Annotated in this window: 20 protein-coding genes, 2 tRNA genes and 1 pseudogene; 7 read left to right on the forward strand and 16 right to left on the reverse strand. The window is 64.7% G+C overall.

What is annotated here, in order from left to right; genetic code table 11:
- The first annotated feature begins 1,073 nt into the window (after positions 1-1,073).
- Complete coding sequence (locus AMD14_RS09345; protein WP_040107607.1) at positions 1,074-3,032, forward strand: methyl-accepting chemotaxis protein; 1,959 nt, start codon at positions 1,074-1,076, stop codon at positions 3,030-3,032.
- 414 nt (positions 3,033-3,446) lie between these two features.
- On the opposite strand, the gene AMD14_RS09350 is transcribed toward AMD14_RS09345, so the two are convergent.
- On the reverse strand, positions 3,447-4,148 hold the full coding sequence (locus tag AMD14_RS09350; RefSeq protein ID WP_007966758.1) for a pirin family protein: 702 nt from the start codon (positions 4,146-4,148) through the stop codon (positions 3,447-3,449).
- 134 nt (positions 4,149-4,282) lie between these two features.
- Between AMD14_RS09350 and AMD14_RS09360 the strand changes: the two genes are divergently transcribed.
- Positions 4,283-5,227 carry a LysR substrate-binding domain-containing protein gene (locus tag AMD14_RS09360; RefSeq protein WP_003481891.1) on the forward strand — a complete coding sequence of 315 codons (945 nt, stop codon included), beginning with the start codon at positions 4,283-4,285 and terminating at the stop codon, positions 5,225-5,227.
- A 44-nt stretch (positions 5,228-5,271) separates the two neighbouring features.
- On the forward strand, positions 5,272-6,264 hold the full coding sequence (locus tag AMD14_RS09365; RefSeq protein WP_011051117.1) for a DedA family protein/thiosulfate sulfurtransferase GlpE: 993 nt from the start codon (positions 5,272-5,274) through the stop codon (positions 6,262-6,264).
- Positions 6,265-6,432: 168 nt separating this feature from the next.
- On the opposite strand, the gene AMD14_RS09370 is transcribed toward AMD14_RS09365, so the two are convergent.
- The 10 genes and pseudogenes from AMD14_RS09370 to AMD14_RS09415 all read right to left on the reverse strand — a co-directional run bounded on the left by AMD14_RS09370 (position 6,433) and on the right by AMD14_RS09415 (position 12,416).
- A tRNA-Arg gene (locus AMD14_RS09370) sits at positions 6,433-6,509 on the reverse strand.
- 95 nt (positions 6,510-6,604) lie between these two features.
- A tRNA-Arg gene (locus AMD14_RS09375) sits at positions 6,605-6,681 on the reverse strand.
- A 40-nt stretch (positions 6,682-6,721) separates the two neighbouring features.
- Positions 6,722-7,603: an alpha/beta hydrolase family protein gene (locus tag AMD14_RS09380; protein ID WP_011051118.1), complete on the reverse strand. Its 882-nt coding sequence runs from the start codon at positions 7,601-7,603 to the stop codon at positions 6,722-6,724.
- A complete protein-coding gene (thiD, locus tag AMD14_RS09385; protein WP_040107608.1) occupies positions 7,600-8,409 on the reverse strand; it encodes a bifunctional hydroxymethylpyrimidine kinase/phosphomethylpyrimidine kinase in 810 nt (269 codons plus the stop codon). The genes AMD14_RS09380 and thiD overlap by 4 nt, the downstream gene beginning before the upstream one ends.
- Before the next feature lie 37 nt (positions 8,410-8,446).
- A complete protein-coding gene (locus AMD14_RS09390) occupies positions 8,447-9,118 on the reverse strand; it encodes a YoaK family protein (RefSeq protein WP_011051120.1) in 672 nt (223 codons plus the stop codon).
- A 7-nt stretch (positions 9,119-9,125) separates the two neighbouring features.
- Positions 9,126-9,429 (reverse strand): annotated as a pseudogene (locus AMD14_RS09395) (hypothetical protein).
- Positions 9,429-10,826 carry a PhoH family protein gene (locus tag AMD14_RS09400; protein WP_003481904.1) on the reverse strand — a complete coding sequence of 466 codons (1,398 nt, stop codon included), beginning with the start codon at positions 10,824-10,826 and terminating at the stop codon, positions 9,429-9,431. Before AMD14_RS09400 ends, AMD14_RS09395 begins: the two are co-directional and overlap by 1 nt.
- Before the next feature lie 82 nt (positions 10,827-10,908).
- Positions 10,909-11,391 carry a peroxiredoxin gene (locus AMD14_RS09405; RefSeq protein WP_005916564.1) on the reverse strand — a complete coding sequence of 161 codons (483 nt, stop codon included), beginning with the start codon at positions 11,389-11,391 and terminating at the stop codon, positions 10,909-10,911.
- A 37-nt stretch (positions 11,392-11,428) separates the two neighbouring features.
- The gene (locus tag AMD14_RS09410; RefSeq protein ID WP_003481909.1) at positions 11,429-11,779 is read right to left on the reverse strand and encodes a ribonuclease E inhibitor RraB; all 351 of its coding nucleotides are present in this window, start codon (positions 11,777-11,779) and stop codon (positions 11,429-11,431) included.
- A gap of 10 nt (positions 11,780-11,789) precedes the next feature.
- The gene (locus tag AMD14_RS09415) at positions 11,790-12,416 is read right to left on the reverse strand and encodes a glycine cleavage system transcriptional repressor (RefSeq protein WP_002813792.1); all 627 of its coding nucleotides are present in this window, start codon (positions 12,414-12,416) and stop codon (positions 11,790-11,792) included.
- 93 nt (positions 12,417-12,509) lie between these two features.
- Between AMD14_RS09415 and dapA the strand changes: the two genes are divergently transcribed.
- A complete protein-coding gene (dapA, locus tag AMD14_RS09420) occupies positions 12,510-13,418 on the forward strand; it encodes a 4-hydroxy-tetrahydrodipicolinate synthase (protein ID WP_011051123.1) in 909 nt (302 codons plus the stop codon).
- 16 nt (positions 13,419-13,434) lie between these two features.
- Entirely contained in the window at positions 13,435-13,953 is a 519-nt protein-coding gene (locus tag AMD14_RS09425) for a hypothetical protein (protein ID WP_005916570.1), read from the forward strand.
- 130 nt (positions 13,954-14,083) lie between these two features.
- Here the strand turns inward: AMD14_RS09425 and fdxA are convergent, their stop codons facing one another.
- From fdxA to AMD14_RS09450, 5 genes are all read right to left on the reverse strand, one after another.
- Positions 14,084-14,407 (reverse strand): ferredoxin FdxA, encoded by a 324-nt coding sequence (gene fdxA, locus AMD14_RS09430; protein ID WP_003481917.1) that lies wholly within the window; start codon positions 14,405-14,407, stop codon positions 14,084-14,086.
- A gap of 83 nt (positions 14,408-14,490) precedes the next feature.
- Positions 14,491-15,369: a 2-dehydro-3-deoxygalactonokinase gene (locus tag AMD14_RS09435; RefSeq protein ID WP_003481918.1), complete on the reverse strand. Its 879-nt coding sequence runs from the start codon at positions 15,367-15,369 to the stop codon at positions 14,491-14,493.
- Positions 15,366-16,277, reverse strand: a complete 912-nt coding sequence (locus AMD14_RS09440; protein WP_011051124.1) for an SMP-30/gluconolactonase/LRE family protein — start codon at positions 16,275-16,277, stop codon at positions 15,366-15,368. Before AMD14_RS09440 ends, AMD14_RS09435 begins: the two co-directional genes overlap by 4 nt.
- The gene (dgoD, locus tag AMD14_RS09445) at positions 16,271-17,419 is read right to left on the reverse strand and encodes a galactonate dehydratase (RefSeq protein ID WP_011051125.1); all 1,149 of its coding nucleotides are present in this window, start codon (positions 17,417-17,419) and stop codon (positions 16,271-16,273) included. Before dgoD ends, AMD14_RS09440 begins: the two co-directional genes overlap by 7 nt.
- Positions 17,416-18,048, reverse strand: coding sequence for a 2-dehydro-3-deoxy-6-phosphogalactonate aldolase (locus tag AMD14_RS09450; RefSeq protein WP_003481924.1), 633 nt, complete (start codon positions 18,046-18,048; stop codon positions 17,416-17,418). The genes dgoD and AMD14_RS09450 overlap by 4 nt, the downstream gene beginning before the upstream one ends.
- Before the next feature lie 415 nt (positions 18,049-18,463).
- Between AMD14_RS09450 and AMD14_RS09460 the strand changes: the two genes are divergently transcribed.
- Together AMD14_RS09460 and AMD14_RS09465 are read left to right on the forward strand one after the other, a co-directional pair.
- Entirely contained in the window at positions 18,464-19,435 is a 972-nt protein-coding gene (locus AMD14_RS09460) for a LysR family transcriptional regulator (protein ID WP_003481928.1), read from the forward strand.
- Between the two features lie 253 nt (positions 19,436-19,688).
- Positions 19,689-22,625 carry a TonB-dependent receptor gene (locus AMD14_RS09465; protein ID WP_011051126.1) on the forward strand — a complete coding sequence of 979 codons (2,937 nt, stop codon included), beginning with the start codon at positions 19,689-19,691 and terminating at the stop codon, positions 22,623-22,625.
- The last annotated feature ends 244 nt before the right edge of the window (positions 22,626-22,869 follow it).

Genomic DNA, 22,869 nt, shown 5'->3' on the forward strand with positions numbered 1-22,869 from the left:
GCTACGCGTTCGTCGATAAGGCCGTACTGGTTGAAAGCGTCGTCTGGCGCTGCGACGCTGAGCGTCGTCGGATTCTGGGATCCGTGGGTGCTCGCTGACGCTAGTTCAACTCTGCAGGCGCGTCCGAGCGCACTCAGGCCAGCAGTGAGTACGGCGAAAGGGTCGCGCTGTGCACGTGTCGTCAGTACCCATAGTGCTTCAAGAAGGTCGGCTCTGAGCTCGGCTGCTAGCCGGAGGCTTGCAACTAGCCTTTGCGTCTCTCACCAGCTCACATCTGAAGCATGGGATGTGCTGGCTAGCGAAGGCCCTTGTCTTGCTCGCATCGCTCGACGGTCGATAGCGACGCGTCAGGCGCCTGCAGCGCGATCGCGAGCTGCGTTGTCGCATTACGAAGAGGCCGCGCCCTGTTTGCTTGGTGCCAGTCCGCCAGATTTCGGCGCAGCTCTGCGACATGTCATTCCATCCGCATGGTTGTGGGCATGCGCTTGCAGGCATTGTGCGAGACACAGGGCGAGGCGGCACTCCATTGCCGTGTGCGCCAGCGTGCCGTATGACGCATCGAGCGAGGCGCATCGACGTGAGCGATAAATCCTCGTATCGATGGTGTCTTGGGCACTCCGGGTTTTTGCCATCTTGCGCATGCAGGCGGGTGGCATACGAAGACACTGCTTCTGCGCGCGAGATTGCAGCGTTTGGATCTGTTGCTGCTGCAAATAGACCGGCGCACCAATCCACTCCTGTGGACCATCAAGGAGTAAGGATCAAGACCAAAACCAAAACCAGGGTCGAAGGCCCAGAGCGAAAGGCCTATCGATGTTCGGCGTTCGAGGTCGGCGGCGCAGCGATCGAGGTCTTACACCCCATTCGCTCGCCTGCCCGGGCTGCCATGAATGGCACTCAGGACGGGCGTCATTGCCGCTTCGCGAGCACGCGTCGCCTCTGTCCTACACATCTGAACCGCCCTGTCGATGCGGCATGTGGTGGGGGGTCAAGTAACCGGCACCTGGGTCGCTAAGGACGTAGACCATATCTCGGATGTTGACGTGATGCGCCTATCGAACCTGCTTGGACGCGTGTTCTCCTTCTGGGGTCGCGGGCTGCGCCACAAGGTCGCAGCGGTGGACCGGGTGATGGCGGTCATCGAGTTCGACCTGGACGGCCGCATTCTGGATGCGAACCCGAACTTCCTGGCCCTGATGGGGTATCGACTGGACGAGGTGATCGGCCAGCACCACCGCATGTTCGTGACGGCCGCAGATCGCGACAGCGAAAGCTATCGGCACTTCTGGGAGGGGCTGCGGCGCGGAGACTTCAATGCCGGGCGCTTTTGCCGGCTGGATAAACGCGGGCACGAGGTGTGGATCAATGCCTCCTACAACCCGTTGCTGGATCGATCCGGCAAGGCGTATCGCGTGGTGAAGTACGCCACCGACATCACTGCGCAGGTACGCCAGACAGCCGATTTCGAGGGGCGCATCGACGCCATCGACAAGGTGATGGCGGTCATCGAGTTCTCGCTGGACGGCACGGTGCTCGCGGCCAACCAGAATTTCCTGCAAGTGATGGGCTACCGGCTCGAGGAGATTGTCGGCAAGCATCACCGTATGTTCGTCGATGCCGGCACGCGCCAGTCGGCGGAGTACCGCGCGTTCTGGGATTCGCTCGGGCGCGGTGCCTTCGATGCAGGCCGCTATCGGCGCATCGGCAAGGACGGCAGGGAGGTATGGATCCAGGCGTCCTACAACCCGGTGCTCGACGAGCATGGGCGCCCGTACAAGGTGGTCAAGTATGCCACCGACGTGACCCGCCAGGTGATCGATTCGGCCGATGCGGATGGGCGCATCCGGGCGATCGACAAGGTCATGGGCGTGGTCGAGTTCGACCTGCAAGGGAACGTGCTCGGTGCGAACGAAAACTTCCTGACCATCATGGGGTATCCGGCTGCCGAGGCGATCGGCCAACACCACAGCGTGTTCGTGGATGCGGCCTACCGCGCGTCCGAGGAGTACCGGCAGTTCTGGGCGAAGCTGGCGAGCGGCCAGTTCGATGCGGGACGTTATCGCCGATTGCGCAAGGATGGCAGTGCGGTGTGGATCCAGGCTTCCTACAACCCGATCCTGGATGTCTCCGGGCGGCCGTACAAGGTGGTCAAATACGCAACCGACGTCACCGATCAGGTGCGTTCGGCCGAGCGGATGCGCGATTTGATGCTGCAGACCATGAGCATTGCGCAGAACGTGCAGCGCGAGGCGCATCATATTTCAGTGAGCAACCAGGAGCTGGTCAGTCGCGTGTCTACGCAGTCTGCCGCGGTTGCGCAGACCTCGAGCACGATCGATCAGCTGGCCGCAACGGTGCGGGCCAATTCCGAGAATGCCGGTTCGGCGCGGCGCATGGCCGAAGACTCGGCCACGGTGGCGCGGCGCGGTGCCGACGTCATTGCCGATGTGGTCAAGACCACCGCCGGCATTCGCTCGGCGACCGACCGCATCGGTCAGATCATCGAGGTGATCGACGGCATCGCGTTTCAGACCAACATTCTGGCCCTGAACGCTGCGGTCGAGGCGGCGCGTGCGGGCGAGCAGGGGCGCGGTTTTGCGGTGGTGGCGACCGAAGTGCGTAGCCTTGCGCAGCGCTGCAGCGTGTCGGCCAGGGAGATCCGGTCCTTGATCGACCACGCGACCGATCAGGTCGGCGATGGCTCGCGCCTGGCCGAGCAGGCCGGTGTAGTGATGCAGGAGATGGTGTCTTCGGTCCTGCGCGTCACTGCGACCGTGGAGCAGATCGCCGCCGCCAGCCATGATCAGGCGCTGGACATTTCCAGCGCCAATACCGCGTTGCAGTCGATCGGCGTGCAGGCGCGCGACCAGGCGCAGATGGTGGGCGACTTGGCGCGTTCGGCGCGCGTGCTGGAAGACGATGCGGATGCGCTGTTCGCCTTGGTCAACGGCGATGCGGATGGCGGGGCGGATCGTGCGCCAGTGCAGGTCGATGCGCAGGCTGCGCGGCGCGCGACAGCGAAGGTGGCGTGATGATGGTTGACTGCGTCCCGCACGCGAGATCGTGATGTTCCCTTAGATCCTGCACTTCCTTGTAGTGGATCTCGGCGCAAGTGGCCGAACCTGCGGTGCTGGGGCGTTCGCTGCCATCAGCGCCGCTGCGATGACATACAGACCGTCGCGATGATGGGGCGAGCTGCAATTGGCAACTCACACATCGCAGAGCGCGCAACTCGCAGCGCGAGTGGCATTTTGCGTCTCGCGGCTATTGGCTGCCAAGCTGCAGGATGCAAGTCGCCTGCCATGAGCTGCCACGTCACGGCTGGCCAGCTCCACGAGACTGCGCACAAGACAAAGCCCGCGTACGCGGGCTTTGTTTGCTTCGGCACTGGCCAGCGCATCGCACGCCAATCCTGGAAGGTACGCCATCCAGCCCGCCCTGGATGCTTACTTGGGCAGGTCGAACACCAATACTTCGGCATCGCGTGCATCGGCCAGCACGATTTCCGGCTCGCCGACGATCTGCACCGCGTCGCCAGCCGACAGCGCCTGCCCATTGACGCTCAGGCTGCCACGCGCCACCTGCACGTAGCCGATGCGTCCTTCGGCCAGCGGCTGCTGCAGACGCGCCTGGCCATCCAGGATCGAGGCATACAGACGTGCGTCCTGGTGCAGGCGCAGGGAGCCGTTGTCGCCGCCTGGCGAGGCGATCAGGCGCAGTTGATTGCGCTTGCTGTCGGCATCGAAGTGCTTTTCTTCGTAGCTCGGCTCGATGCCGGCACGCTCGGGCATTACCCAGATCTGCAGGAAGTGCACGGGCTCGCTGGCCGAGTGATTGAACTCGCTGTGAGTCACGCCGCTGCCGGCGCTCATGCGCTGCACGTCGCCGTAATGCAGGACCGAGCCGGTGCCCATGCTGTCCTTGTGCTCCAGCGCGCCGCCCAGCACGTAGGAAATGATCTCCATGTCGCGGTGTGCGTGGGTGCCGAAGCCTTCGCCTGGCTGCACCTTGTCCTCGTTGATCACCCGCAGCGGGCCAACGCCCATGTGGCGCGGGTCGTGATAGCTGGCAAAGGAGAAGGTGTGGCGTGAGGACAGCCAGCCATGTTCGGCGCGGCCACGGGTTTCGCTCTTGCGGACATTCAACATGCTGCTTCTCCTTGAAAGGTTCGAAATTGGCGCTGGAAGGAATCGGGGTCCAGCGGCTTGATGCGTAGTCTCCGCCTCTATCTTCGCCACAAAAAGCGAGTAGATTTGGTCATTACCATCGAAAATTTCGAACAATGAAAATCAGCCTGGAAGCGTTGCAGATCCTGGATGCCATCGACCGGCGTGGCTCGTTCGCTGCCGCGGCCAAGGTGCTGTTCAAGGTGCCTTCGACGATTTCCTACACGGTGTCCAAACTCGAAGAGGATCTGGGCGTGCAGCTGTTCGAGCGGGTGGGGCCGAAGGCCACGCCTACCCAGGCTGGCCGCGAGCTGTTGCGCGAGGGACGCCACTTGCTGCGTGCCGCGCAAGAGCTGGAGGTGCGGGTGCGGCGCGTGGCTTCCGGCTGGGAGTCGGAGTTTGCGATCGGGCTGGATGCGGTGCTGCCTGCGGCCTTGCTGCAGTCGCAGATCCTGGACTTCTACACCGTGGCCGACAGTACGCGGCTGCGTGTGCTGAGCGAGTCGTTGTCGGGCAGTTGGGAGGCGCTGCTGGACAGGCGCGTGGACCTGATCGTGGCGGCGGGCGAGGGGCCCAGCGGTGGCGGCTATGTGGCCGAGCCGATCGGCACGTTGCGGTTCGTGTTTGCCGTGGCATCCACCTCTCCGCTGGCGAATGCCGGCCTGCTGGGCGCGGCCGAGTTGGCCGAACACCGTGCGATCGCAGTGGCGGACTCGGCGCGGCGCCTGCTGCCGCGCACGGTCGGGCTGCTCTCCGGACGCGATGTGCTCACCGTGCCCGACATGCGCACCAAGCTGCTGCTGCAATTGGCCGGTGTCGGCTACGGCTTTCTGCCCGAGCCGTATGCGCGCGGGGCGCTGCAGGAAGGCCGGCTACGCGAGGTGCAGGTGGAAACCCGCAAGCCCGACGAAACCTTTTATCTGGCATGGCGGCCGGGCGAAGAGGGGGAGGCATTGAGCTGGTGGCGACGTGCCTTGCGCAGCGAGGGCCTGTTCGAGCGCTGGTTGCACGCCTTGGCCGCAACGTATCGTTCCGTCGCTGCCGGGCAGTCGCCGCTGTGAGGGAAGACGGATAATGGTCGCCCGCCATCGCGCAGGGTCGTCGCATGCAAGGCTTGATCGAACAGTACGGATTGGCGCTGGTGTTCGCCAACGTGCTGGCATTGTCGCTCGGGCTGCCGGTGCCAGCGTTGCCGACCCTGGTGCTGGTCGGCGCCAGCTATGCGTTGCAAGGTGGCAGCGATGCCTGGCTGGCCGGGCTTGCAGCGTTGGCGGTCTCTGTCGCGGCAAGTCTCTTGGGCGATCTGGTCTGGTATCTGGCCGGTCGCCGCTTCGGTAACCGCACCTTGCAGTCGCTGTGTCGGCTGTCGTTGTCGCGCGACAGCTGCATGAAGCAGACCGAGCGCTTTTTTTCGCGCTGGGGCGTGCGCGTGCTGGCGGTCGCCAAGTTCGTGCCGGGCCTGTCGATGGTCTCGGTGCCGATGGCCGGGGCAATGCGGGTACGTCCTGCGGCGTTCCTGCGATACGACGCCGTCGGTGCATCGTTGTGGGCATTGGTCGGCTTGAGTGTGGGTGCTGCGTTCGCGCCTCAGGTGCAGGACGTGCTTGCCTTGCTGTCCGAACTCGGCGCGGGCGCGATCGTGGTCTTGGCCGCGTTGCTGGCCGGCTATGTCGGTTGGCGCTGGTGGCGACGGCAGAGCCTGTTGCAATCGCTGGAGCATGCGCGCATCGCGGTAGACGAGTTGGTGCCGTTGCTGGCCGGCGAAGAAAGCCTGCGGCCGACCGTGCTGGATATCCGTGCCCCGGGCTATCGCCAGTTGCAGCCATACACCATTCCTGGCGCCGTGTTCGCCGACGAGCGTCAGCTGGCGCAGATCCTTGCCAGCGTGCCGCGCGATCGCAGCGTGGTGATCTACTGTGCGTGTCCGGACGAGGTGTCTGCAGCATGGCTGGCTGCGCGGATGCGCGAGCGCGGGTACCGCGATGTGCGGCCACTGCTGGGTGGTCTGGACGCATGGCGCGATGCCGGGCACCCGGTGACATCGCTGGTGCCGGTGATGGTGGTTGCCGACGCGAACGCTGCTGCTGCCACGGCCTGATTGCGCGGGAGGCGGTGCGTGCGGTGACGGCGGCGCGCGTTCTGCTGAGAGATCGGCATCGCCCGACGGGCCGGCGCACTGCAATGCAACGCACTGCGCACCAGCGTCTGCTTCGGCAGAAACGACGGGTAAAAAAAAGACCAGCAAGCTGGTCGTTTTCTTCAAGATTGGTGCGCCCGGAGAGATTCGAACTCCCGACCGCCTGGTTCGTAGCCAGGTACTCTATCCAACTGAGCTACGGGCGCATATCTTGTTTTGACTTGCAGATCTGACGCGGGGCGATCGGATCTTTTTAACTTAAAAACAGCGCGTGAGTGCTGTCTTCTTCTTGTTCTGAGGATGGTGCGCCCGGAGAGATTCGAACTCCCGACCGCCTGGTTCGTAGCCAGGTACTCTATCCAACTGAGCTACGGGCGCCTCGTCAGGAGCGGAATTATGCGGATGAGCGACGGGTCCGTCAATCCCTTTGTGAAATTCCAGCGTCGTTGCGGTCGTGGTCAGGCGCGCGACGCAGCGCAGCGACCACGGCCGCAGGCGTTTTCATCCAGGCGAAATGATCGCTGCGTGCGCCGAGGTGCACATCGTCCAATCGCACATGGTGTGGGTGTGTTTGCGGCATCTTGTCGAGTAATGCGCGCAGCGCATCTGCTGGGCCCCACGTGTCGCGCGCAAGGGTGACTGCGCGGATCGGCACGCGCAGTTGGCCCAGCGCCTGTTCCAGATCCCATGGCGCGCCTGCCGCGCGATAGCGATTGCTGCGGCCGACCTGTGCCCAATCGGCAATCAGACTGCGTGCTTCGGTGCCGCCAAAACCGAGCTTGCGCCCGTGCAGTACGCCCTGCCTGCGCGCCAGCCATGGCAACAACCGAAACGCCAAGGGCAGGCCGTAACGCATGGGGCCGGGAAAATTGCGCCAGTACGGCGAGCCGCTGGCCACCAGCCAGAGCTGGGCGAATTGCACCGGATGCAGGGCGGCGTAGCAGCACGCGAGCTGACCGCCAAGGCTGTGTCCACCGATCATGCGCGGCAGCTGCGGGTCGTGGATATCGAGTAGGGCGTGGCTGGCGGGGAGATCGTCTGCAAGCAGCGTGCGATAGCCCCAATCGTGCTCACGCGACGGGCGCAGCGTGCTGCTGCCATTGCCGCGCCATTCGTGCACATACACCGCAACCCCGGTGGACGCGAGCGCTTGTGCGAACGGTTGGTAATGCCGCGCTGCCACGCCCAATGCCGGCAGCCACAGCAGCGTTGCGGTCGGGTGCGGCGGCGCGCAACGGATGATTTGCCAGCGGTGCCCATCTGCAGCGCTGGCGAGCAGGGTGTCGGTCTGCACGCTCATGCGCCGCGCGCGGCGCCGAAGTGGTCGAGCACCAGCACATCGCTCTGGCCCGGGCGTTGGCCGATGCGAATGGCGCGGGCAACGTAATCGATCGCCGCTTCGCAGGCATTGAGCAGCGACAGGCCCTGGCACAGCTGCGCGGCGATGGCTGCCGACAGGCTGCAGCCGGTGCCGTGCGCATCGACCTGCAGGCGCGGATGCATGAACACGTCCTGGGTCACGCCGTCATCGAAGCGGTCGAGCACGCGTGCGCCCTCGTGCAGATGTCCGCCCTTGAGCAGCACCGCGTTGGCACCCAGGTCGAGCAAGGCGGCGGTGGCATGTTCGGCGGCGTCGGCGCTGTCGATGCGGTGGCCTGTCAGCAGCTCGGCTTCGGGCGTATTGGGGGTCACCAGGGTGGCCAGCGGCAGCAAGCGCGTGCGCAGCGCATCCAATGCCGCATCTTCGAGCAGGCGCGCGCCGCTGGTGGACACCATCACCGGGTCGAGCACCACGAACGGCGGGCGATACCGCTCAAGCAGGTCGGCCACGCAATGAATGATGTCGGCATTGGCCAGCATGCCGAGTTTGACCGCCTGGATCTCGAAATCGGCGAAGCATGCATCCACCTGCGCCTGCAGAAAGGGCAGTGGTGGAAGATGCACGGCGGTGACGGCGCGGGTGTGTTGCGCGGTCAATGCGGTAATCGCCGACAACCCGTGCACGCGGTGCGCGGCGAAGGTCTTGAGGTCGGCCTGGACGCCGGCGCCCCCGCCGGAGTCGGAGCCGGCGATGCTCAATGCAGACAGCGTACTGGGCGTAGTCATGTGGCGATTCTGCACTGCTGGCTGGAGGATGTGCACATCATCCTGTGCGCCAGCGACGCCATTGCAGGTAGGCGACATAGCCAGCGCCGGTCGATCCGGTGAGGCTGGCGGGCAGGTAGAGCGCGTCGTACTGCCAGCGCTGGAACAGCAAGGTACCGAGGATGCTGCCGCCCAGAAAGCCGCTGATGATCAGCGCGCTCAGCGCGAGGCGGCGCACCTGCAGCGGGCGCCCGCGCAGCAGGTGTCCCAGGCCGATGCCCAGGTCGGTGAACATGCCGCTCAGATGCGTGGTACGGACCGCGGCGCCGCTGAGGCTGGTCGCCATCGCATTCTGCAGGCCGCAGGCGCCAGCGGCGCACAGGACGCCGCCGAGATGATGCAACTTGAACAGCGCAGTCGCGCCCAGCAACGGCAGCGCCTCGATCATCAGCGCGGCGCCGTAGCGCTGTCCAAGCCGCAAGACATCGTCCTCGATGATCAGTCCGCTGAGCATGGCGCCTGCGCAGAAGGCGATGAGGACGCCGCAGAGAAAGCCGATGTCCGGTGCGGTGTTTTGCGCCAGGGCAACGCCAAGCAGACTGGTCGTGCCGGTGAGGTGGCTGACCACCTGGTGCTCGGAGCCCAGGTAGCCCACCACATTGACCATGCCGGCCACGGCCGACAATGCCACCGCGCCAACCCAGACCCAGCGCGGCAGCAGGATTCCCATCTCGGGTTCAGGGGCTACCGTTGATTGCAATCTGCGAGAACGCGCCGGTCTGCGGCTCGTACAGCGCGCCCCAGAACATGCTGCCGCCGTCGCAGACCTGGATCGCTTCCATAGCCGCTGATCCGGCCTGGATGCCGCGCCGGGCTGTCGCGCGAGCAGGTCTGCAACACCTGTTCGGCCACGCTCTGCCGGGTGATGATCCAGGACTGTCCGTTCTTGAGATTGGTCGGCACGCTGGATGGCCCCTGCGTGCTGGCGCAACCGGCCAGCGCGATCGCGGCGAGCGCCGCCGCGCCGCGATATGCGCGCATCACAACACCTCCGAAGCGAAGTCGGCCAGACGCGAGCGCTCGCCGCGACGCAGCGTGATGTGCGCGCTATGCGGCCACGCCTTGAAGCGATCCACCGCGTAGGTCAGCCCCGAAGTGGTTTCGGTGAGGTAGGGGGTGTCGATCTGTTCGACGTTGCCGAGGCACACGATCTTGGTGCCGGGGCCGGCACGGGTGATCAGCGTCTTCATCTGCTTGGGCGTGAGGTTTTGCGCCTCGTCCAGGATCAGATACCGCGACAGGAAGGTGCGGCCGCGCATGAAGTTCATCGAGCGGATCTTGATGCGACTGGCGAGCAGGTCGTTGGTGGCCGCTCGGCCCCACGAGCCACCCTCCTGGTTGTGCGTGAGCACTTCCAGATTGTCGGTCAGTGCGCCCATCCACGGCGTCATCTTTTCTTCTTCGGTACCGGGCAGGAAGCCGATATCTTCGCCCACGCTGACGGTGGCGCGGGTCATGATGATTTCCCGGTAACGCTGCTGGTCCATGGTCTGCGCCAGGCCTGCAGCCAGTGCGAGCAAGGTCTTGCCGGTGCCGGCGGTACCGAGCAGGGTGACGAAGTCGATCTCCGGGTCCATCAGCGCGTTGAGCGCGAAATTCTGCTCGCGGTTGCGCGCCACGATGCCCCAGACCGCATGCTGGCCGCTGCGGAAATCGTCGACCAGGCACAGGGTGGCCTTGCCGCCGCCAACCTTGGCCACGCGCAGCTCCACCTCGTCTTCGCCGGGCAGGTACAGGTACTGGTTCGGATACCAGTCTTCGTCCTCGGCCAGGACGATTTCGTAATGGGTGCGGCCGCGTTCGTTCCAGCTGCGCAGATCTTCGTTGTGCTTCTGCCAGAAATCTTCCGGCAGCTCGATGGCGCCGGTGAACAGCAGGCTGAAATCGTCCAGCGCACGGTCGTTTTGGTAGTCCTCGGCGACCAGGCCGCTGATGTAGGCCTTGATGCGCAGGTTGATGTCCTTGGACACCAGGATGACCGGCACATCCGGATTTTCTTCGCGCAGCGCCAGCACCGAGGCAAGGATCTTGTTGTCCGGCAGCATTTCGCCGAAGGTCCGGCCCGGATCGATCGGCTTGATCTGGAAAAACAGCCGGCCGATCGCGGCCTGGCCTTTAAGCTGGATGCCCTGCGGATGGCTGAGCAGGATGCCGGCCTGGATTTGCTCGGCGTTGGTGTTTTCCAGCAATTCGTCCAGGAAACGGCTGACCTGGCGTGCATTGCGGCTGACTTCGGAGGTGCCCTTCTTGGCGTTGTCGAGCTCCTCGATCACCTGCATCGGCAGGAACACATCGTGTTCCTCGAACTTGAACAGCGCGGTGGGATCGTGCATCAGCACGTTGGTGTCCAGCACGTAGATGCGCTTGCCTCGGGTCATTGGGTCTTCCAAGTGATGGAGCAGGGGCGAGCCATCACGCCTGCAGCTGCAGGGTGATGGAGGACGCGGGAAGCGAGGGATGTCACTGTTTGGCGTGCGCCTTTACTGCGGCCAGCACGGCCTCGGCATGGCCGGCGACCTTGACCTTGCGCCATTCCAGCACGACATGCCCTTCGGGCGACAGCAAGAAGGTGCTGCGCTCGATGCCGAGCACCTGTTTGCCGTACATGTTCTTTTCCTTGATCACGTCGAAGGCGCGGCACAGCGCTTCATCGCTGTCGCTGATCAACGGGAAGGTGAAGCCTTGCTTGGCGCAGAAGTTGTCGTGCGACTTCACCGAATCGCGCGAGACGCCCAGCACCATCGCACCTGCTTTTTTGAACTGCGGCAGCAAGGCGTTGAAGTCCAGGCCTTCGGTGGTGCAGCCGGGCGTGCTGTCTTTCGGATAGAAGTACAGCACCAGCCATTTGCCGGCATAGTCGCGCAGGGTGGTCTGGGTGCCGCCGGACAGCGCCAGCGGCAGGTCGAAGGTTGCAGCAGGGAGTTCGAATACAGCGTCGGTCATCGTTGCTCAGCCCAAAGTGGAGGGGCGTACGGCGCGGTCATGCCGGGCCGACGTCCATCCCATCATAAGCAGCCACATGGAAGCGTTTGGCAAGTGCGTCGAACTGCGCATTGCGCTGATTCAGCGACTCGATGGTGTGGTGTTCTTTCTTGTCCACATGCAGAAAGTACGACTCTTCGTCGTCGCCATCGTCTTCGTCGCGTTCGCCGAGGAAGATGTCGATGACGCGATAGCCGTCCTGGGTCAGTTGCTCGGCGAGTTTCTGCAGCGGCTCCTGCGCGGGATCGGCGAAGAAGTACTCCCAGCGCAGCGGACCGTCGAGATTCCAATCGGTCTCCGAGCGGATGTGGTCGAACATCTGTTTTAGCGCAGAGATCGCGATGGCCATGGTTGGTGCCTTAGAACTTCATCGGGTCCATGATCGCGTCGAGATTGAGGTGATCACAGAATTCCAGGAAATCATCGCGCAAGGCGGCGATGTGCATGTTGGCCGGCACGCCGATCGTCACCTGCGCCGAAAACATCTCCGCGCCGGTCTGCATGGCGCGGTAGCGGGTGCTTTGCAGGTTTTCGATGGTGATGCCCTGGCGGTCGAAGAAATCGGCGAGCTGGAACAGGATGCCCGGCTTGTCGGCGGCGATCACTTCGACGATGTAGGGCAGCAGGTTGGACTGGGTCTGCTTGGGGCCGGTGCGATACCACACCAGCTTGAGACCTTCCTCGCGTTCGAGCCGGGTCAGCATGGCTTCGAGCTTGGCGACCGAATCCCAGGAGCCGGTTGCCAGTGCGGTGACCGAGACGTCGCGCCCCACCGTGGCCAGACGGGCGTCCACGAGATTGCAGCCGCTGTCGGCGATGCGGCGAGTGACGGGCAACAGGGGGGACTCCGGATGCGTCGTGTAGGCGTTGATCAGGAGGTGATTTTCGGTCGGCGAAGGCCGGGGTGTAGAGTCGGTCAAAGGGGCTTCCGGCATTGCATCAGGCTGAATGGCCGCCCGGGCAGGCGCCCTGGCGGTGACCAGCATACTTGCCCGTGGTTTCGCGCCGCAAGTAACATGCAGGCGGTCGCAACCCGCGCGTGCGCGGGCCTTTTCCTGTCACGTAAGAGCAGCAGAATCTTGTCCCTTTCCGGCATCATCACCGCGCTGGCGACCCCCTTCGGTCCCGATGGCGCACTCGACCTGGATGCCTGGCGGCGGCTGCTGGAGCAGCAGTTGCACGGTGGCGTGCAGGGACTCGTGGTTGCCGGCTCCACCGGCGAAGCGGCGGCATTGAGCGACGACGAATACGACACCCTACTGCGCGCTGCCGCGGCGCAGGTGGCCGGTCGCGTGCCGGTGCTGGCCGGCACCGGCTTGTCCGGGACGGCAAAGACCATTGCGCAGACCCGTCGCGCTGCAGCGCTGGGCGCGCAGTACGCGCTGGTGGTGACGCCGCCCTACGTGCGTCCGACCCAGGCCGGGTTGAAGGCACACTTTCTGGCGGTGGCCGATGAAGGTGGCCTGCCGGTGGTGCTGTACAACGTGCCGGGCCGCACCGGCTGCGACCTGCTGCCGGAGACGGTGGCCGAGCTGGTGGGCCATCCGAACATCGTCGGTATCAAGGAAGCGCGTAGCGAACCCGAGCGCGTCGCCGCGTTGGTGGCCTTGCGCAGCGACAGTTTTGTGGTGCTCAGCGGCGACGACGGCAGCGCGGCGCACGCGATGCTGTCCGGCGCTGCCGGGCTGATCTCGGTCGCCTCCAACGCCTTGCCGGCGGCGTACCGGCGCCTGTGCGATCTGGCCCGCGATGGCCAGCGCGATGCTGCCGCTGCCTGGGACGCGCGGCTGAGCGAATACCACAACTTCTGCGGCATCGAATCCAATCCCATCCCGGTCAAGGCGCTGCTGCAGCGCGCCGGGATCGGCCACGGCCTGCGCTTGCCGCTGCTGCCTCTTTCTGCGGCGCACCAGCCTGCCGCCGACCGCCTTGCCGCCGACGCCATTGCGTTGGAAGCGCTTTCCAGCCGCGAAATGCTCGCGGCCTGACCCAGGAGATCTATCGATGCGTCATTCCGTTTCCCCCGTCCGCGTGCTGTCGCTCGCGTTGCTGGCGACCGCCACCGTCGCTGCCACGAGCGGTTGCAGCTGGTTTCACAAGGGCGCGCGCGGCGACTATGCGCTGGCCCCGGAAGCCCGCCCACTGGAAGTGCCGCCGGATCTGAACCTGCCCGACACCTCCGGTGCGATGAAGGTGCCGACGCTGGCTTCGACCACCCAGCAGCAGACCAACACGCCGCCGTCGGCAAGCGCCAATAGCGGGTTCACCGTGCCGGGCGAGCGCGACGAGGTGTTCGGCAAGGTGGGCGCGGCATTGGCCGACATCCCCGGCCTGACCATCGCCAGCAAGGCGCAGATGCTCGGTTCCTATGACGTGAGCTACGAGGGTTCCAGCTTCCTGGTGCGCGTGGTCAAGGTCGACGCCGGCAGTTACGTGTCGGCCGTGGACCCACGTGGCATGCCGGCGACGGCGGCAGCGCCGGTGGCGGTGATCGCTGCGCTCAAGGGCAAGCTGGGCGGCTGAGGCCGGTGCGGTTTGCTGGATAGCAAAACGGGCGCCTTGGGCGCCCGTTTTGCGTTAGTGCGGAGTTGATGGCAACTGCATTGTGAGGTGCGGCAGCGGTGCGGCTCCGGGCCGCGCCCGGTCATGCAGCTCAGCGCTGCAGCAGCGGCAATTTGTTGGGCTTGCCATCCCATTCGGCGGCATCCGGTGCCGGCTCCTGACGCACGGTCAGCACCGGCCAGGCCTTGGCGAGCTCGGCGTTGAGCGCCACGAAGGCTTCCTGGCCCGCTGGCACGTCGTCTTCGGGATAGATCGCGTTGGCCGGGCATTCCGGCTCGCACAGGGTGCAGTCGATGCACTCGTCCGGGTCGATGACCAGGAAGTTCGGCCCGACGTGGAAGCAATCCACCGGACAAACCTCGACGCAGTCGGTGTATTTGCACTTGATGCAGTTTTCGGTGACAACAAAAGGCATGGCGGAATCCGGCGTTTAGCCTTCCAATTCTAAAGCAGTCGCGTGATGGGTGTGGAGTTGTCGGCGTTTTTGCTGCTGGCCTGTCAGGCCAGCCCGCGCTGCCTGGCCAGCGCGAACAACCCTGCCGCAGCCAGATCTTCCGGATGCAGCCGGCTTTCGACACCCAGGTGCTGCAGCGCCAGTGCGTAGCGCTGGGCCAGGGCGGGGCTGCCGACCAGATGCACGGTGGCGTGACCGCCGCGGTGCTCGCGCAGTTCGTGGCCGATCAGCACGCCCGAGAGGTAGGACGGCAGCGCCGCCGAGGACAGGCGTTCGAACAGGCCGAGCGTGCGGGTGCCGAACAGGTGGTGGCTGAGGCCGCCAGGGTCGTTGCTGCGATCGACACCTTGGAGGAATGCGTCAGCGTCCAGCGCAGCGTGGTCGTCATCCATCAGCTTGCCGAGGATGCTGTGCCGACGCAGCACGGCGTACAACTCGCCGGTCATGACCGTGGCGAAACCTGTGAGCTGGCCGTTGGCGATCCGCGCCCACTTGCTGTGCGTGCCGGGCAGGCAGGCGACATGCGCGCCGTCGCCGAGCGCGGCGATCAGCCCGACCAGTTGGGTTTCTTCGCCGCGCATCACATCGGGCACGCCGGTCTGTTCGCCGGTACTGACGCCAGGCACGAACCACAGCGCGCGGCCCGGCAACAGCGCGTCGTAGCAGCGCATCGCCTGGGCGAGCGCGGCGGTGTCGGCCGGGCAGGGCAGGTAGGGTTGCTCGACCCAGCCATTGCGGCTGCCGATCATGCCCGAGAGCAGCAGCGGGCCGTCCCAGCCATCGATCAGGCCAGCCAGCACTTCGTCGAAGCGGCCCTGGCAGGCCAGGATGCCGTCGCTACCGCGGCGCTGCGCACGGACCTTGCCGTCGGCACCGAGCAGATAGCCGCGCAGGCTACTGGTGCCCCAATCGATGGCGATCACGCGCTCGCCACCCGAGTTTCGGGCAGGCCGGCGATGGCGAGGTCGCAGACGAACAGGCTGCCGGCCTCGGGCATGCGGGCCAGCTCATCGGCGCTGTGGTCCAGACGCGAGGAGATCACGTGCAGTCTATCCAGCGCTGCACCGCCGAAGGCGCTGCAGGTAGGGTGCTTGACCGGCAGCTGCACGACGCGCTCCGCGCTGCCATCGGGGCGATAACGCACCACGCGCGACGCACGCCATTGTGCATTCCACAGGTAGCCTTCGCTGTCGATGATCGAGCCGTCCGGCTCTGCGTCATCGCGGTCCAGGCTGGTGAACACGCGCATGTTGCTGGTTTGTGCAGTCTCCGGGTCGTAATCGCAGCACAGGATCTGCGGACGCACCGAATCGCAGTAATACATGGTGCGGCCGTCGAGGCTGAAGCAGATCGAATTGGGAATGGATACACCCGGCAGCGGAAGGGCGCGCAAGCCGTGCTTCAGCGAAAATTGGTAGAACGTACCGCGCGCGGCCTTGCTGTCGTGTTCGTCCATGGTGCCGAACACCAGATTGCCATGCCGGTCGACGCGGCCATCGTTGCTGCGCGTAAGCGGGTTGTCCGCTTCCACGTCCGCCAGTTTTTCGAAGGGCAGCACGTCTTCTTCGATGGTGTCCGGATCGACAATGCCGATCGCCTTGGCCAGCGCGATCAGCACGCGGCCATCGTCCATCAAGCCGATGCAGCCGGGACGGTCGGGCAGTGTCCAGTGGCGCGTGTGCGCACTGGCCGGATGGTGCCGCCACAGGCGTTTTTCGCTGATGTCGACCCAGTACAGCGCCTGGCGTTGCTCGCACCACAGCACGCCTTCGCCATGTGTGCAGCGGCTGTCGACCGCCAGCACGGCGGTGTGTTCGGGCGTGCTTACCATTCGGCGATGCTGCCATCGCTGTGGCGCCATACCGGGTTGCGCCAGTCGGGCGGGTTTTCGTTTGCGCGCTTGAGCATCTCTTCGTCGATCTCCACACCGAGCCCGGGTTTGGGCAGTGCGGCAATGCTGCCATCCACGCAGTGAAAATCGTCTTTGTTGACGACGTAATCGAGCAGATCCGCGCCTTCGTTGTAGTGGATGCCGATGCTCTGTTCCTGCAGCACGGCGTTGTGCGAAACGAAGTCCACGTGCAGGCACGCGGCGAGTGCGATCGGGCCGAGCGGGCAGTGCGGGGCGAAGCCGACGTCGTAGGCTTCGGCCATCGCGGCGATCTTGACGCATTCGGTGATGCCGCCGGCATGCGACAGGTCCGGTTGCACCATGCCGATGCCGCCGGCGCACAGCACGTTCTTGAATTCGAAGCGCGAGAACATGCGTTCGCCGGCGGCGAGCGGAATCGAAGTGCTTGCGGCCAGACGCGGGTAATACTCGGCCTGTTCGGCCAGCACCGGCTCCTCGACGAACAGGGGCTTGAACGGTTCGAGCTCGCGCAACAACGCCTTGGCCATCGGCGCGCCGACGCGGCCATGGAAATCGATGCCGAAGTCGATGGTGTTGCCGAAGGCTCCGCGAATTTCAGCCACCTTGACCACCGCCGCATCGACTGCGCGCGCGCTGTCGATCAGCTTCATTTCTTCGGTACCGTTGAACTTGAAGGTGTCGAAACCCAGCGCGCGGTAGTCGGTGATCTGCTGGATGATCGCGCCCGGGCGGTCGCCGCCGACCCAGCGATAGGTCTTCATGCGGTCGCGCACCAGCCCGCCCAGCAATTCGTACACCGGCACGCCCAGCGCCTTGCCTTTGATGTCCCACAGCGCCTGGTCGATACCGGCGATGGCGCTCATCAGGATGGCGCCGCCGCGATAAAAGCCGGCGCGGTACAGGGTTTGCCACAGGTCGTTGATGCGCGCCGGATCCTTGCCCACGACATAGCCGGCCAGTTCGTGCACGGCGGCCTCCACCGAACGCGCGCGGCCTTCGATGACCGGCTCTCCCCAGCCGGTGATGCCCTCGTCGGTCTCGACCTTGAGGAACAGCCAGCGCGGTGCGGCGTGGTAGGTGGTGAGGCGGGTGATCTTCATCCTTGCAGTTCCTGGTAGGCCTGCACAAAGGCGCGTGCATGCGTCTGGGTTGTTTCGAGCGATTGGCCGGGTTTGTACAGTTCGCCACCGATGCCGGCGCCGGCGGCGCCCTGGGCAACGAAGCCGGCCAGGGTCTGCGGGCTGACGCCGCCCACCACATAGACCGGGATGTGCGTGGGCAGCACCGAGCGCAGCGCGCGCACATGCGCGGCGCCATAGGTCGCTGCCGGAAATAGCTTGAGGATGGTTGCGCCGGCGTCGATGGCGTCGAACGCTTCGCTTGCGGTGGCGAAGCCGGCCACCACGGTCAGGCCGCGCGACACCGCATGACGGATCAGCGATGGCCGCGTGTTCGGCGTAACGATGAAGCGCGCACCGATCTCGGCCAGGGTGTCGACATCTTCGTTGCGCAACACCGTGCCCGCACCGATCCAGGCGCGCGCGCCGAAGGTCTGCTGCGCCAGTGCAATGCTCTGCTCCCAGCGCGGCGAATTGAGCGGGATTTCGATCGCATCGAAACCGGCGTCGATCAGTGCGCCGACATGGTCGAGCGTCTCTTCCGGCGTGATGCCGCGCAGGATGGCGACCAGGGGCAGGACGAACGGGCTGGCGGTGGTATCTGAAGTCATGCGGTTACTCGCGGTAGAGCGGAAAGCGGCGGTTGGCGGCCGGAGGGCCGGCAACGTCGGGGGAGGCTGCGCGACTGCGTGTCGTGGCATGGCGGCCGACGCGCAGCGTGGGAGGAGGACGTGTGCCGAACAAGGCGATGGATTCCGACCTTGAGGGAGCGTCACCTGGACACGCATGCGCCGTCCTACGGCCTGCAATCGGCGGGCATGATGCCGTCATCGTCGTCCACCTCCGCATATAGGGCGTGCGTGTTGCCGCCCGAGGACGGGCAGGTCACGTCTGTTCTGACCGCGCCCGGGAGGTAGGGGCTCCTGCTGCGGCGTTCGATAGCCTCGCGCGGGGAGATATGTGCTGCAAATGAAATTTTCGGCATATTCTATTCCTCCGACGAATACACGGTCGCAACCGCACGCTATGGCAAATTCCGGTACTCCCTGGTTCAACGCAGCCCGGCTCAAGACGCGCCAGCTCCTGCTGCTGCTGCATTTGCACGAACAGCGCTCGGTGTTGCGCGCGGCTGAGGCCGCTAGCATGACGCAACCGGCCGCGTCCAAGTTGCTGGCGGAAATGGAAGACATGCTGGGGGTGAAATTATTCGAGCGGCATGCCCGTGGCGTGGAGCCCACCTGGTATGGCCACGTGCTGATCCGGCGCGCACGCGCAGCGATGTCGGAGATTGGGCGGGCGCAGGAAGAAATCGCCGCGCTGCGCGCCGGCCGCATGGGCCAGGCTTCGATCGGCACGGTGGTCAATCCGGGCACCAACCTGGTGCCGCAGGCCATCGCCGAGGTCAAGCGCGAATTTCCGGACATCCTGGTGCGGGTGGAAATGGACTACAGCCGTCCGCTGGTGGCCAAGTTGCTGGACGGGCAGCTCGATATCGTGATCGGGCGCATCCTCGGGCCGGAAGGGGTGGGCGAGCTGGAGTTCGAGCCGCTGGCCGACGAGCCGCATTCGGTGATCGCGCGTGCCGGCCATCCGCTGGCCAGCCGCGCCGGCCTGCAGCACGCCGATCTGGTACGGCACGGCTGGATTCTGCCGCCGGCCGACAGCGTGTTGCGCGCGCGCCTGGATTCGATGTTCATGGAGCACGGCGTGCAGACGCCGACCAATGCCATCGAAACCTCATCGCTGCCGGTCACCTCGACCCTGCTGCGCGGCACCGACATGCTGACCGCCCTGCCGGTGGAATCGGTGGCGCCGTTGATCCAGGCGAAATTGCTTACCGTGCTGCCGATCGAACTGGGCGTGCGGATGGAATCGTTCGGCATCATCCGTCGACGCGATTACGTCCTGCCGCCCGGTGCCGAGCGCATTTTGCAGGCGTTGCGCACCACTGCACGACGTCTGTATCCCGCGCTGCGCGTGCCGGACTCCCTTGCCTGACCAGTGCGCTCATCGCTATTCCGCAGTGGAATAGCAGCCTGTGAAATTTTCATTGGCTGGCGCTGCGTGGTGCGCCTATACGTGTGAACCAAATCGCACGCTGAAGCGCACGTAACGTCGGGCACGCGATCGGCGGCCAAGCCGCCTGCTGAAGGGAATTGACGGGCGACATCGCCCGTTTTTTGCGTGATCACGCCGCGCGTCTGCGTTGCGACAACTTGTTCAATCGTCTTGCGTCCTGGGAGGGATTCAGATGTACCAGTGTTCCAGCCATGCCTCGGCAGGTACGGGCGTGCTCGCCCGTCGTTTGCCTTCGTTGCGCCGTTCCGCCATGGCCATCAGCATCGGGCTCTTGCTCGCTGCGCCGGTCTATGCGCAGCAGGCGCAGTCGTCCCAGAATGCCTCCTCGAGCACCGCAAGCAAGGCCACCGACCTGGATGCAGTGGAAGTGCGCGGTGTGCGCGCCAGCCTGATCAAGTCGCAGTCGATCAAGCACGATGCCGAACAGATCGTCGATTCGGTCAGCGCCGAGGATATCGGTGCCCTGCCGGATCGCAGCGTTACCGAAACCCTGCAACGGGTGAGCGGCGTGACCATCGATCACTTCATGGCGCGTAACGATCCGGACCACTTCTCTGCCGAAGGCAGCGGCGTGATGATTCGCGGCATGACCCAGGTGCGCGGCGAGCTCAATGGCCGCGACAGCTTCAGCGCGGCCAGCGGACGCGGCCTGAGCTTCGAAGATGTGCCGGCCGAACTGATGGCGGGCGTGGACGTCTACAAGAACCCGTCGGCCGAGATCATCGAAGGCGGTCTGGGCGGCACGGTCAACCTGCGCACGCGCATGCCGTTCGACCAGCCGGGCCGGATCATCGGTGCGACCGCCGACGTGAACTACGGCGATTTCAGCAAGACCTACAAACCATCGGGCTCGTTTCTCTTCAGCGATCGCTGGAATACCGGCCTCGGCGAGATGGGCTTGATGGTGGATGTGGCGCATTCGGAACTGGCCACGCGCAGCGATGGCATCCAGGTCGAGCCGTTCGTGCGCCGCACCGATGCGGCGCTGCTGGAAGGCACCAGCTTCGACAAGGTCTACGTGCCCGGCGGCGTCAATTGGCGGCAGCTCGATTTCGAGCGCAAGCGCAACGGCGTGGCCGGCGCGTTCCAGTGGCGGCCCAGCGACGACACGGAGATCTACGTGCAATACATGCGCTCCAGTTACGACATGAACTGGCAGGAGCGTGCGGCGTTCTTCAACGACGACACCAACGCGATTGGCCCGGCGCCCGGGACGCAGTTTACCTACGATGCCGACGGCCGCTTCGTCAGTGGCTCGCCGGCATCCAGTTCCTGGCGCGGCAACGTCACCGGCAACGATGGTGTGCGCTTCTACACCAATAACCGCTACGCGCAGCAGAGCACGACCACCTCGGATTTGTCCGGCGGCTTTACCCACAAGCTCACCAGCAACCTCACCGTGCGCGGCGATATGCAGCTGGTGCGCTCGGAGAGCGATTCGCTGGACTTCACCCTGTTCGATTCGATCTACCTGCCGGGCCTGACCTTCGATCTGAGCGGCAAATATCCATCGGTCGGGATTGCCGACAGCACCTACACCAGCAACCCCTCCAATTATTTCTGGAGTGCGGCCATGGACCATCTGGCGAAGAATCGCGGCCGCGAACTGGCCACGCGCTTCGACCTGGAATACGCATTCGACGGCAGTGCCTGGCTGCGCACCTTCCGTGCCGGCATCCGCGCCACCGACCGCACCCAGATCAACAAGAACTCCGGCTACAACTGGGGTGTGATCAGCGATAACTGGGCGCAGATTCCCGGGACCGCCAATGGGACCGGACTGGCCGATCTGGCCACCTACATGACCGGCACCTCGCAGCTGTATTCGTATTCCAATCTGTTCCGCGGCAAGATCGATGTGCCCAACAGTCTGTATTTTCCGAGCAACGCCGCAGTCAAGGACTACGCAGGTACCTCGAAGATGATCGAGCAGATCGTGGCGCTGCGCGGCTCGGGCTGGGCGCCGGACCAGTACCAGCTGCAGGACATCAATCGCCAGTTCGAACGCACCCAGGCCGCCTACGCGGTGATGTACTTCGGCAACGACGAAGCATTGGGCGTGCCGGTGGACGGCAATATCGGCGTGCGCATCGTGCAGACCAAGACCGAAGCCAATGGCTACGGCCAGTTCCCGGACCTGTCGGGAAGCGCGGGTTCGGAAGCGCTGCGCGAACAGTACACCGGGCAGTACTTCGCCAACAATGCCAAGGGCAGCTATACCAACGTGCTGCCGAGCTTCAACATGCGCTTCAAGTTCTCCGACGCGCTGCAGTGGCGTATCGCCGCGTCCAAGGCGATGGCGCGCCCGGACTACACGCAGTTGCAGCCGTACCTGCTGCTCGCGGCAAACACCGAGTCCAATGGCACTGTTTCCAGATGGACCGGTACTGCCGGCAATCCGAATCTGCAGCCGATGAAGGCCAATCAGTACGACACCGCACTGGAGTGGTACTTCGACACCAGCGACATGATGTACCTGACGCTGTTCTACAAGAGCGTCAAGGATTACTTCTCCAACCAGACCGTCACCGAAAACTACGGTGGGCAGGACTGGCTGGTGACGCGCCCGTACAACATGGACAAGGGGCGCATCCGCGGCTTCGAATATGGCTGCACGCAGTTCTTCGATTCGTGGCCGGGTTGGCTGAGCGGGTTCGGCGTCAATGCCAACTTCACCTTCGTCGACAGCAGCGGCGGCGTGAATACCGCCACCGACCCGTACACCCAGACCACCGTCACCGGTGTGAGCCTGCCGCTGGAAGGGCTGTCGCGGCGCAGCTACAACCTGGCCGGCATCTACGAGAAAGGACCGCTTTCGTTGCGCCTGGCCTACAACTGGCGTTCGCGCTACCTGCTCACCGCCAGCGACGTGTCGACCAAGTTGCCGACCTGGTCGGACGACTACGGCCAGCTCGACGCCTCGGCGTTCTACCGCTTCAACCCGCATGTCCAGCTCGGCATGCAGGCCAACAATCTGACCAACACGGTGACCAAGGTCTTGATGGGGCCGACGTCCTACACGGGCGGCGAGGTCGACTACCATTTGTATACGCGCAGCTGGTTCGTCAACGACCGGCGTTACTCGCTGGTGCTGCGCATGAACTGGTAAGTGCGGGCGATCACGCAGGTGACGTGCGCGGGCTCTCAGAGTTGAGCCCGCCACGTTCAAATCAGTGCCATGTCCCTACGATGCCAGAGTTGCCGGGTTTTCTGGGGTTGTTATAGGTTTAGCGAATACCTTTCCAGGAATATTTCATTGGTCTGGCATGACGGCCGCGCCCTATGCTCCGGCCGCAGCTACCAGGTAAGCCCGATCGGGTTTACACCGCATCTACCCAGCCACGGCACTTGCC

The sequence above is a fragment of the Xanthomonas citri pv. citri genome, assembly GCF_000961215.1.
Classification (GTDB): Bacteria; Pseudomonadota; Gammaproteobacteria; order Xanthomonadales; family Xanthomonadaceae; genus Xanthomonas; species Xanthomonas cissicola.